Source organism: Haloferula sp. BvORR071 (assembly GCF_000739615.1).
Classification (GTDB): domain Bacteria; phylum Verrucomicrobiota; class Verrucomicrobiia; order Verrucomicrobiales; family Akkermansiaceae; genus Haloferula.
Genome location: NZ_BATP01000040.1, coordinates 83731 through 95191 on the forward strand (window position 1 = coordinate 83731; position 11461 = coordinate 95191).

At 63.0% G+C, this 11461-nt stretch carries 12 protein-coding genes; 8 read left to right on the plus strand and 4 right to left on the minus strand.

Annotation, left to right across the window (positions count from 1 at the left end; all coding sequences use genetic code 11):
- Positions 1–3 precede the first annotated feature (3 nt).
- From phnA to BV071_RS22425, 4 genes are read left to right on the plus strand one after another with little or no spacing between them, the layout of a single operon-like run.
- A complete protein-coding gene (phnA, locus tag BV071_RS22410; RefSeq protein WP_035612042.1) occupies positions 4–1233 on the plus strand; it encodes a phosphonoacetate hydrolase in 1230 nt (409 codons plus the stop codon).
- Positions 1226–2107, plus strand: a complete 882-nt coding sequence (locus tag BV071_RS22415; RefSeq protein ID WP_052573749.1) for a metallophosphoesterase — start codon at positions 1226–1228, stop codon at positions 2105–2107. Before phnA ends, BV071_RS22415 begins: the two co-directional genes overlap by 8 nt.
- Positions 2108–2127: 20 nt before the next feature.
- Positions 2128–3561 carry an aldehyde dehydrogenase family protein gene (locus tag BV071_RS22420; protein WP_035612044.1) on the plus strand — a complete coding sequence of 478 codons (1434 nt, stop codon included), beginning with the start codon at positions 2128–2130 and terminating at the stop codon, positions 3559–3561.
- 12 nt (positions 3562–3573) lie between these two features.
- Complete coding sequence (locus BV071_RS22425; protein ID WP_035612046.1) at positions 3574–4848, plus strand: MFS transporter; 1275 nt, start codon at positions 3574–3576, stop codon at positions 4846–4848.
- A gap of 9 nt (positions 4849–4857) precedes the next feature.
- Here BV071_RS22425 and BV071_RS22430 read toward each other — a convergent pair whose 3' ends face one another.
- Positions 4858–6009 (minus strand): DUF6607 family protein, encoded by a 1152-nt coding sequence (locus BV071_RS22430; protein WP_052573750.1) that lies wholly within the window; start codon positions 6007–6009, stop codon positions 4858–4860.
- A 146-nt stretch (positions 6010–6155) separates the two neighbouring features.
- On the opposite strand from BV071_RS22430, the gene queF reads away from it, so the two are divergent.
- Positions 6156–6560, plus strand: coding sequence for a preQ(1) synthase (gene queF, locus BV071_RS22435; RefSeq protein WP_035612048.1), 405 nt, complete (start codon positions 6156–6158; stop codon positions 6558–6560).
- Position 6561: 1 nt separating this feature from the next.
- Positions 6562–7251 (plus strand): 7-cyano-7-deazaguanine synthase QueC, encoded by a 690-nt coding sequence (gene queC, locus BV071_RS22440; RefSeq protein ID WP_035612050.1) that lies wholly within the window; start codon positions 6562–6564, stop codon positions 7249–7251.
- 13 nt (positions 7252–7264) lie between these two features.
- Here the strand turns inward: queC and BV071_RS22445 are convergent, their stop codons facing one another.
- From BV071_RS22445 to dusB, 3 genes are read right to left on the minus strand one after another with little or no spacing between them, the layout of a single operon-like run.
- Positions 7265–7981, minus strand: coding sequence for a hypothetical protein (locus tag BV071_RS22445; protein WP_265594750.1), 717 nt, complete (start codon positions 7979–7981; stop codon positions 7265–7267).
- Positions 7982–8026: 45 nt separating this feature from the next.
- On the minus strand, positions 8027–8530 hold the full coding sequence (locus BV071_RS22450) for a phage regulatory CII family protein (protein WP_052573752.1): 504 nt from the start codon (positions 8528–8530) through the stop codon (positions 8027–8029).
- A gap of 51 nt (positions 8531–8581) precedes the next feature.
- The gene (gene dusB, locus BV071_RS22455) at positions 8582–9577 is read right to left on the minus strand and encodes a tRNA dihydrouridine synthase DusB (RefSeq protein ID WP_035612053.1); all 996 of its coding nucleotides are present in this window, start codon (positions 9575–9577) and stop codon (positions 8582–8584) included.
- 147 nt (positions 9578–9724) lie between these two features.
- Here dusB and BV071_RS22460 point away from each other — a divergent pair, with 147 nt between their 5' ends.
- The gene (locus tag BV071_RS22460) at positions 9725–11059 is read left to right on the plus strand and encodes a dicarboxylate/amino acid:cation symporter (protein WP_052573753.1); all 1335 of its coding nucleotides are present in this window, start codon (positions 9725–9727) and stop codon (positions 11057–11059) included.
- A gap of 103 nt (positions 11060–11162) precedes the next feature.
- On the plus strand, positions 11163–11447 hold the full coding sequence (locus tag BV071_RS22465) for a DUF2917 domain-containing protein (RefSeq protein WP_035612054.1): 285 nt from the start codon (positions 11163–11165) through the stop codon (positions 11445–11447).
- Positions 11448–11461 lie beyond the last annotated feature (14 nt).

Genomic DNA, 11461 nt, shown 5'->3' on the forward strand with positions numbered 1-11461 from the left:
TGCATGAGATCCTTCGAGGCCAATGGCCGCACTTATCCCCTTCCGTCGAATCCGATCGCAGTCATTTGCCTGGACGGCTGCGCGGACGAATACCTAAGCACCGCGATTGCCTGCGGGAAGATGCCGCGCCTGGCCGCCATGGCACGCGAGGGCTATCGCGGGATGGTCCGGGGTGCGCTGCCGTCCTTTACCAACGTCAACAACAGCTCCATCGTCACCGGGGTCGCACCGCGCGTTCATGGCATCTGTGGGAACTTCTTTCTCAATCCGGAAACGGGCGAGGAAGTCATGATGAACGGTCCCGAATTCCGCCGCTGCGGGACCCTGCTCACTGCCGCTGCCGATGCCGGGCGCAAGGTCGCCTTCATCACCGCGAAGGAGAAGCTCAGGACCGTCCTCGGCGATGGTGTGGTGGAGCGCGGGGGAATCGTCTTCTCCTCGGAGAAAGTGGACGAGGCCAAGCTCGCAACGCATGGCATCGACGATGCGACCGCGATCATCGGCAAGCCGCGTCCGGAGATCTACTCCGGGGATGCCTCGATCTACGTGCTCGAAGCCGGAGCCGCCTTGGCGGAGCAGGGGAGGGCGGACTTCCTCTATCTTTCCACGACTGACTTCATGCAGCACAAATTCGGCCCGCAAGCGCCGGAGATCCTCGATTTCCACGCGAAGATCGATGCCGCGATCGGTCGTCTGCTGGATGCCGGATGCGTAGTCGCGCTCACCGCCGATCACGGCATGAACGCGAAGAATGACAGCGCGGGGAATCCCAAGGTGATCTTCGTCGAGTGGTTGCTGCACGGGAAGTTTGGCAAGAAGCTCCGGGTCATCTGCCCGATTACGGACCCCTACGTGGTTCACCACGGCGCGCTCGGCTCGCTGGTGATGGTCCACTTGGAAAATCCTGCCATCCGCAGCGAAGTGGCGGAATTCCTCTTCGCCCAGTCTGGCATCACGGAGGTACTCACCCGTGAACAAGCGGTGGAGAAGCTTGAACTCGCTCCTGACCGGATCGGCGATCTGGTCATCCTCTCCGGCCGCGATGTCGTGGTTGGAAAGTCTCCCGAGCATCATGATCTCTCGGTGCTGAAGGGGGGGCTGCGCTCGCACGGAGGCCGTTACGAGGAGATGGTCCCGCTCGTCATCTCGAAGCCTCTCACTCCCGAACTCTGCCGCCTCGCCGAAGGAGACCCGAGGAACTTTGATGTCTTCCACTTCGCCTGTCATGTCTGAGCCCTCGCGCCGCCGGTTCTTGGCCTCCGCAGTGACCGCGGCCTTGCCGTTCAAGGCTGCCGAAGCCGCGCCCGCTGGTGTGGCGGGCAGGCCGCTCACGGTGCTGCATCTGACCGACATCCACATCCGGCCGGAGCACGATGCGCCAAAGCGGTGCAGCGAGATCCTTCGCGAGGTCCGCAGGCGCTTTCCGGAAATCGACCTGGTGGTGAACACTGGCGATAGCATTTACGCCGCGGACTACGGCAACATCACCCGTGAGCGCATGCTCGAGCAGTGGAAGATCTGGGATGAGACGGTGATGACTGCGCTCAAAGGGCTGCCGGTGGTCCACTCCATCGGTAACCACGATCCGTGGTGGGCTGGAGCGGAGGAGGATGAGATGCGCGGCATCCCCTACGTCTGCCGGCGTCTCGGCCTCAAGGAGCCTTACTCCGCATCAAGCCACGGCGGATGGGAAGTCATCACCTTGGAGAACTGCCGGGGAAGCATGGACGAAGCCCAGCAGAAATGGCTGTTTGCGAAGCTCGATGCGCTTCCTGACACAGTGCCCGTGCTGCTCGCCTCACACCTGCCGCTGTTCTCGCTCGCAGGGGACTATGACGGCGGGAACATGAAAGGCGCGAAGGCAGTGGTCGACAAATTGGCGGCCCGCAAGGCCCCCGTCGTCGCCCTCAGCGGCCACATCCATATCCAGAGCAGCGAGACGCTCTGGAACATCAAGTTCCATTGCAATGGCGCGCTCAGCGGTTCCTGGTGGGAACCCGGCGACGCGGGGGACGGCAGCTACAAGCGGACTCCCGCCGGTTACGCCCTCCTGCGCCTGTGGCCCGATGGCCGCAGCGAATCCAACTATCTGCCGCTCACCGCCTGACGCAGCCGCGTCTTTCTCCGATGTCCTTCACTCCTGTCCATCTTCCGTCCTACATCGCCGGCGAGCCGGTCACCACCGGCCGCACGCTGGAAGTGCGCTACCCATGGGATGATTCGCTGACTGGAAGCGCCGCGCTGATCGGGCCGGAGCATCTGGAGCAGGCGATCACCAAGGCGCTGGCTTTCCCCAATGAGTCGCTGACCCGTCACCACCGCTACGAGATCCTGCGCAAGGCCGCGGCGATCCTGGCCGAGCGGCGGGATGAGTTCGCCGCGCTAATTACCCGCGAGACCGGCCTGGCCATCCGCGAGGCCAAGTACGAGACCACCCGTAGCTCGGACGTGCTGGAGTTCGCGGCGATGGAGGCCCTGCGCGACGATGGCCGGATCTTTTCCTGTGACATCACGCCGAACGGCCGGCCACGCAAGGTCTTCACCTCGCGCTATCCTGTTCGTTTGGTCGGAGCGATCACCCCTTTCAATCACCCGCTGAACCAGGTGGTCCACAAGCTGGCTCCGGCGATTGCGGCGGGCGCACCGGTGTTGCTCAAACCCTCCGACCGCACGCCGCTCACCGCGCTGAAGTTCGCCGAGGTGCTCTACGAGGCGGGCCTGCCCGGCCCGATGCTCAGCCTTTTTGTCGGCGGCATTGATGACATCGTCACGCCGATGATCACCGATGATCGCGTCGAGGTCGTGACCTTCACCGGCTCCGTGGAGATCGGCAAGAGCATCGCCCGCACTTGTGGCTACAAGCGGATCTGCCTGGAGCTTGGCGGGAACTCACCACTGATCGTGCTGAACGACGCGGATCCGGATCTCGCCGCGAAGTTGGCTGCGGAGGGTTCCTTCCGGAATTCAGGCCAGCGCTGCACGGCGGTGAAGCGGATCTTGGTGCAGGAGGGCATTCTGGCGGCCTTCACCGAGCGCTTCGTGAAGCTTGTCCGCGAGGAATACTCCTGCGGCGATCCCGAGGATCCGGCCACGGTGATCGGCACCGTGATCCACGCGCCCGCCGCGGTGGAACTCCAGCGCCGGGTCGAAGCGGCTGCGGCGATGGGGGCGAAGGTGCTGCACGGCGGCTGCCGCCGGGGTGCCTTGTTAGAGCCGACGATCATCGCCAATGTGCCGCGCGAGGCGGAGATGGTCGCCCTCGAAAGTTTCGGGCCCTTGGCTCCGATCATCCCGATCCGCGACCTGGATGACGCGATCCAGTGTTACAACTCTGGCCCCTTCGGCCTGAGTGGCGCGATCGTCACGAATGATCTCTCGCTCGCCCTGAAGGCCTGTAAGGAATTGAAGGCTGGCACGACGAATGTTAATGAGGTCCCCGGCTACCGGCTGGAATTGACCCCATTCGGAGGCACCCGCGACTCGGGACTGGGGGTGAAGGAAGGCGTGATCGAGGCGATCAAGTTCTTCACCCACGAAAAGACCTGGTCGCTCCCCTGGTAATCTAACGAGAGCATGGACGCACAACGGCAGAGCAATTCCCCCAACCTCGCCGTCGCTCCACCGCTCTCGCTCCAGACGCGGATGGTCGTTTTGACCTACCTCGCTTATTTCTTCTACTACTTCACGCGCAAGCACCTCGGTGTCGCCACGCACGCGCTGGTCAAGGACGGCTTCTCGGAGGACCTGATCGCGACCGTGCAGACCGGTTACGGCGTTTGCTATGCCGTGGGCCAGTTCCTCAGCGGTGCCTTGGGTGACCGGATCGGGCCGCGCATCGGCCTTTGCGTCGGGATGATTCTGTCTGCAATCGCCTCGATCGCATTCGGACTGTTTCCCTTCGCGGGCGTGCTGACGATTGCTTTGACCGTGAACGGCTTGTTCCAAGCCACCGGCTGGCCGAACTGCTGCAAGCTGGTGACCCTGTGGGTCAGCGATGCCAAGCGCGGGCGGGTGATGGGTTTCTGGCTGACCTGCTACATCTTCGGCAGTCTCGCAGCGAACTGCTTTGCGGGCTACGTGTTGGAGCATTACGGCTGGAAGCAGGTCTTTCTCTTCACCGGCATTACCGTGGCCTTGGTGGGCATCGTGCAGGGGCTTTTTCTGATCTCCACGCCGGAGGAGGCCGGCTACTCTTTCGCCGACACGAAGCCGACCGGGGATCGCGCGGAAAAGAACTCGGGTGAAGGTTTTGCCCGCATGATCCGAGAGCCCGCGGTGCTGCTTTTAGGCTTCAGCTACACCGGTCTCAAGTTCGTCCGCTATGCCTTCTTTGCCTGGCTGCCCTATTACCTCGCCACCGGCATCGGGCTGAGCGATAGCAATTCCGCATACGTCTCCAATGGCTTTGAGGTCGGCGGGGTGATCGGCTTGCTGGCGGGTGGCTTCGTGGCCGACCGCTTCTTCGCCCAGAACCGCTGCCGTCTCGCCTTTATCGCGCTGATCGGCATGGTGCTCGCACTGGTCGCCTATCGTGGCTTCAGTGTGACCGGCGGCTTGTGGGGAAATGTCGCGGGGTTGATGACCATCGGCTGCTTCCTCTACATTGCGGATGCCATCATCTCCGGCACCGCCGCACAGGATATCGGCGGGGAAGGCAGTGCTGCCTCCGCCGCCGGTATCATCAATGGCATCGGTTCGACCGCCCAAGTCTTCGCCGGCTTCCTCCCGATCGCGGTGAAGAAGCACTGGGGGTGGGACGGCGTTTTCGTGTCCTTTATCGCTCTGGGCGTGCTTTCCAGCCTGGTCTTGCTGCCGCTGGCCCTGCGCAGGAAAGTTGGCCGCGCCTAGTCGACCTGATCAATTCAAGAAGCTCCGGATCGTCTCCTGCGCGTGCTTGAGATCGCCCGTGGGATCCGGCTTCTCTGCCTGCTCGATCTCCTCTGCATGCTCGAAGTGGATCATGAAGAGCTGCTTTCCGTCGTAGGTGTCCTTCATCGAGAAGCTGTCGCGCTCGCGCAGCACCTTGTCCCAAGTCTCGCGCACATCCTTCCAGTAGCCATTCGTCTTCACCCAATAGGCATTGAAGGGCGTTGCGAGGTCCGGTGAGATGATCTCCTCATAGCGATCGACCCCGATTTCCTGACCAACGTATTGGCGTGAGCCGTCCGGGTTGATCTGCAGCTTGCGGTTGCTTTGCACGTGCACCCATCCATTCGGTGTCAGGGTGATCTCGTCCGTGCCCTGCTGCACGTTGTAGTCCTTGCGGATCGAGAACTCGCGGCGCGGCAGCGGTCGCTGGCGGAGATCGCTGCGCCACATCGAAAGCCCGCCATCATGGCTCCACTTGCCGGAGGACTCGTAGCGCGGCGAATCATCGACTTGGAAGACCGCCTGGGTCCACTTTCCGGCGGGGCTTTCGGTCGGCACCTTCTTCCATGTGAGGTCGCCTTGGAAGACCTGCATTTCCGGGTCCTGATAGGTCCAATCCTCGCGCCAGTGCTTCATCACGTGCGGGCCTTCCATTTCGCCCTTCTCGTTCTTGAAATACATCACCAGCGAGTGCTGCAGGGAGATGAAGCCGCCGCGATCCTCGAGCGTGGTAACGTTTTCCGTGCCCCAGGAAAAGTAGGGCCGGGTCGGCTTGAAGTTCTCCGCCAGCCCGGCGGTTTCGGTGAAGTCGAAGCTCACGCGATAGTTCCCGGCCAGCGCCAGGATTGCCCGGCGGTCCTGCTCGAATTTGTCCAAGCCGGGCTGGTGCAGGCGCTTCCAGGATTCCTTGCTGCCGGTGAAGAGCGTGACCTCGGTCCCTTGGGTCGTGCCGCCGCGGGTCTGCATCTTCTCCCAGTCCATGAAGCCCCAGGCGAAGACGTGGCCGCCGGCGGGGGCGGGCTTTTCCTCCGCTACTGCGGGGGCTTGGGGTTGCTCGGCTTCCTTTTTGGGCTCCTCGTCCGCGTAGGCCTGGCATCCCAAAAGGGCGGCCAGCAGTGCGAGCTGTCTGATCGATTTCATGATCGTGTCATTAGGTTCGAGGAGGAAACGGGCTCTACGTTGATTCCCGCACTCCATTACAACAAGTCCGGCCTTCTTCAACCGGATCTAGCCCGGGCCGCATCCCGCCATCGACAGGCCGGGTCGCCGGGGCCATCTTCCCGCGCGTGAAGCCAACTGATCTGACCCTCCTCGGCCACTCCGAGAACCGCCTGCCTGCCAGCCCGGACGAGGCGACGCTCGAGACTTTCCCGAATTGCCGGCCCGGTCGCCGCTTCTGGATCACGCTGGATTGCCCGGAATTTTCCTCGCTCTGCCCGGTCACCGGCCAGCCGGACACGGCCCATCTGGTGATCCGCTACGTTCCCGGCGAGCGCTGCGTGGAGACCAAGTCCCTGAAGTTCTACCTCGCCTCCTTCCGCAATCTCCCTGCCTTCAACGAAGAAATCGTCAACCGCGTGCTCGACGATCTGATGGCGGCAATGAATCCGCTGGAGATCGTGGTGAGCGGCAAATTCTCCCCGCGCGGTGGCATCCAGCTCACCGCCGAGGCCCGCTACCCGGAGGCGTAAGATGAAGACGGTGGTTTTGCTCAGCGGCGGCATGGATTCCGTGACCGCCTTCTATGAGGTCCTGCAGGACCATGAGGTGGTCGCGGCCCTGTCCTTCGACTACGGCTCGAAGCACAATGCCTGCGAGATCCCCTTTGCCAAGCTGCATGCGGAGCGAGCCGGAGTGCCGCACCGCGTGATCGATCTCGGCTTCATGAACGAGTGCTTCGCCTCCGATCTACTGAAGAGCGGCGGCGAGATTCCCGATGGCCACTACGCCGAGGAGAACATGAAGCGCACCGTGGTGCCCTTCCGCAATGGGATCATGCTTGCCGTTGCCTGCGGTTTTGCGGAGAGCGTCGAGGCGGAGGCGCTCGCGATCGCCGCGCATTCCGGCGACCACGCGATCTATCCGGACTGCCGCGAACCTTTCATGCAGGGCATGGCCACCGCGATGGCCGAGGGCACCTATGCGCGCATCCAGTTGATGCGGCCTTTCATCGATACGGACAAGGCTGGCATCGCGCGACGGGGTGCGGAGCTCGGTATCGATTTCGCAGAGACCTGGTCCTGCTACAAGGGCGGCGAGATCCACTGCGGCACCTGCGGCACCTGTGTCGAACGCCGCGAGGCCTTCCTGCTCGCGGGCGTGCCCGATCCGACGATCTACCTCGCTACGCCGGAGATCCCGGCCGCTCCGCTCCAAGAGTGAGGGGCTTTGCGCCTTATTCCTTGGCCTCGAAGAGATGCCGGTAGCGCTGGCCGATCTCAAGGGATGAAGCGGCGTGCTCCTCGCTGGCGTCTTGGCGGGCGGGGGTCTGCGTGGAGTCATCATCAATCGACTCCATGAGGTCGGTCTCCGAATTGTAGGCGTTGATGGAAAAGCTCTCTTGAAGCCGATCGGCTTCAAGGCGCCTGAAGACGAGCAGCTTGAACTTCTTCGGGTAGTTCAGGTAGGTGGCGAAGTACCACTGCTTTTGCCTTTCAGCATCCGGATCACCTGCGAAGGCCGGGGAGGCGAAGGCTTCTGAAATGAGCATCCGGATCGCCTCCGTTTCCTTCTCATCGGGGGCACGCACTACCACCGTCCTCAGCTGCTGCAGGGTTGTCTTCAGGTGTGCGGGAAAAGCGTAGCTAGCCCGCAAGCTGTCCGTAATCGGAACATTCCGGGCTCCCGTCGTGGTCTTGACGATCCTGCCGCGCTCAAGTTGGCGGAGATTCTGGTGCAATTCCCCTAGCTGGCGGGACTGCTCACTCTTGGGATCATGCGGTGCCGACCCGGTGGGCGGAGCGCTTTTCGTCTCTTGCAATCCTACTGCCGGAACCTTGGTGATCGCCAGAGGGCCGGGTTGTTGAGAAAGAAAAATAACCAGTGCCCTCCCACCGAGGAAGCCGAGCAGGAAGGAAACGATGGCTACGACTGGCAGGGCTCGCCATCGCATGGACATGGGGTCACGAGATTTCAGCAGGGGCGCAATCCGCCCGCCTTATTTCTTCACCGCGTAGCGCGCCGGGCCTTCGGAGGGCTTCGGGATGTGGATCATCTGGTCGTAGTCGCCTTCCTCGCAGCAGCGCACGAAGCCCTCGGCGTAACTCTTCAGCTTGTCCCAGCACTCACGGATGTCCCTTGCTTCCTTGGTGTCGATCGTATGGTCCAAGGCCGCAGCGGAGATCTGTTGGAGCAGTGCGGAGAACTGGCCGATGATTTCATTGGTCGCGGGCAGGACCTGGTAGCCCTTCTCGCAATAGCTCTGCGGATTGCGCACGAAGTAACCGCCGGTCTGCTGGCAGAGCCACTCGATCACGGCGAGGTCGCCGCTGAGTTCGACGATCTTGAGCAGGCGATCCAGCGGGTTGCGGCTGCCGCTGCCGTCCTCGCTCTGCTTTTCCGCCCACTTGTAGACGAGCGACAGGGAGATCCCCAGATCCGCGGCGACGGCCTTCGGACTGGTTTTGGAGAACGCTCGGCGCAGCACTTCGTGGCTTTCCATGGGCCGCACCCTAGCAGGACGCGCGGGCATGCAAATCGAAATTGTAATGACTCACGCCACCATCGATTCGGCCGCCTCAAGTGAGGCCGCGGCGATATCTTCGACTTCCGCTACGGATTCCACCCGGGCGAGCCGCTGGCGCAACTCCTTGGCACCCGGGAAGCCCTTGCAATACGCCATCAGGCGGGCACGCATCGACATCATGGCGTGCCGCTCCGCGCCGTAGCGGGCGCTGGTGACAGCCAACCGGCAGTGACGCAGGACCAAGGCCCAGCGCTCTTCGAGGGGCACCGAGGGCAGGGTCTCGCCGGTTTCCAGGAAATGCTTCGCTTCGCGGAAGACCCAGGGATTTTGCATCGCCGCCCGGCCGATCATCACGCCGGACACTGCGGTTTCCCGCTTCCGGCGGGCCAGATCTTCGCCGGTGGCAATATCGCCATTGCCGATCACCGGGATTTTCACCGCCCGGGCGCAGGCGTCGATCACCTCCCAGTTTGCGTCGCCGGAGTAGCCCTGCGAGCGGGTCCGGCCGTGGACGGCGATGGCCTCCATGCCGCAGTCTTCCAAGATTTTGCAGACCTCGACCGCGTTGATGGTCTTGTCATCCCAGCCGATGCGCATTTTCGCGGTGACCGGGACCTCGCCGCCGACTCCCTTCTTCACGCCGGAAGCGACGGAGGCGAGGGTGGGGCAATCCTTCAGCAGCGAGGAGCCGCCGTTCTTGGCGACCACCTTGTTCACCGGGCAGCCGAAATTGATGTCGATGAAGTCAGGGCGCTTCCAGCCGATGATCTTCTTGGCTGCCTCCCCCATGCGTTCGCCGTCGCCGCCGAAAAGCTGCACGCCCACTGGCCGCTGCTCCTCGGTGAAGTCGGTGTATTTCCGGGTCCGCTCGTCGGCCTGCATGATGCCCTCCGCCGAGACGAACTCGGTGACCATCACGTCGGCCCCTAACTCCTTGCAGATCTGGCGGAACACCACATCGGTGACCCCGGCCATGGGGGCCAGATAAAGGGGGAACGCGCCGTTTTGGAACCAAGGAAGCACGCGGGGAGCATACCGGCCTGAGCGCCAGTGCCAAAGGCCAATTTCGCGAGGCGGGCGGCGGTTCTTACGAGCTTGCCCCCAAGGTCCTGAGATCGTTTTCTAACGGTATAAGGCCTGCTCCTGCCGTGCCTCCCCTATATCTTCTCCATGAAACGCATTGCCCTTCACTGGCAGATCCTTGCCGCGCTGCTCTTGGCCACTCTTACCGCGGCGGCCTTCCGCGGGATGTTCGCGGAGGGCGATCCACCGGCCTTTGTCCGCGGGGCGATGGAGTTCTGCAAACTGGTGGGGGACCTCTTTCTGCGGGCGCTGAAGATGATCATCATACCTCTGATCGTCACCTCGGTGGTCGGTGGCATCGCCGGGCTGAAGGATGCCGATGGATTCGGCCGGCTGGGGCTCAAGACTCTGGGCTTCTACATGTCCACCGGCCTGCTGGCGATCCTGCTCGGGCTCTTTCTGGTGAACACGATCCAGCCCGGCTTCGGCCCGGATGGTGCGCCGAACGAGGCGATCCGTGCGGCCTTTGACCACAAGGCCGGCGTCACTGCTGGCGATATGGCGGCGGTGGAGGCGGCCTCCAGCAACGTGCCGGAAGGGAAGGGGATCTGGGCCAGCATCTCGGGGATCTTCCGCTCGATGCTGCCGGAGAATGTCTTCGGCGCCGCGGCGGTGAACGACTCGGTGCTGGGCGTGCTGGTCTTCAGCCTGCTCTTCGCGGTGGCGGTCACGCGCTTGCCGCAGGAACAGAGTGCGCCGCTGCGGGGCTTCTTCATCGCCGCTTCGGAGGCGGTGGGAATTATCGTCCACTGGATCATGGCCTTCGCTCCGATCGGCGTTTACGCGCTGATCCTGCCGGTGGTCTATCAGACCGGTTTCGGGCTCTTCGCCAACCTCGGGAAATACATCGTCACGGTGGTGCTGGCGCTGGGGATCCACCTTACGATCACGATGCCTCTGGTGCTGGCCTTCGTCGCGCGGGTCAACCCGCTCAAGCACTTCAAGGCGGTGAAGGAAGCCATGATCATGGCCTTTTCGACCTCCTCTTCATCGGCGACTCTGCCGCTGACGATGGAATGCGTGCGTGATCGCGCGGGCGTCTCGCAGCGGATCACCTCATTCACCCTGCCGATCGGCACCTCGATCAATACCGACGGCACGGCCCTCTATGAGTGCGTGGCAGTGATGTTCGTGGCACAGGTGATGGGCGTACACATGGACTTCGGGCAGATGTTCTTTGTGGTGGTGGCGGCGCTGCTGACCAGCGTGGGTATCGCCGGTGTGCCTCACGCCAGCCTGGTGGCGATCCTGCTCATCTTGAAGAACTCCGGTATCCAGGGCGCGGAGGCCGCGGTCGGTGTGCTGCTCGCGGTGGACCGCTTCCTCGACATGAGCCGCACCGCGGTGAATGTCTTCGGAGACACCTGCGTGGCTGTGCTGGTGGCGCGGAGCGAGGGCGAGAAGCTGCCGATTCAGGGATGAGCATTAGGACAGCGGCAGGATCCGGCTCTCCCAAGGCTGTACAGGTGCTAAATCCCCCTGCCTGTGCCTATCGCCAGCGGCCGGATAGGGGCATCGTTCCGCTGTGAACGCTCTCATCCCTATCACGGGCCTCTGGAAATGGATCGTCGGTCGGCCGAGCGTCGGTGCGGCGGCCTCTGTGATCCGATTGGAAAGGCGTGCGCTGGAACGCCGCGCGCTGTGTCCCGGCGGGAAGCTACAGTGCTTGAGGGGGATGCTGTGGATTACCGTCGATGGCGATGAGCGTGATGTAATTCTGCGGGAAGGCGCAACCTACGCCACGGAACGCAGGATCCACGTAATGATCGAGGCCCTGGAGGATTCGGTGCTTGGCCTTCGGTCGGAGTGAGGGGCGCGCAATCC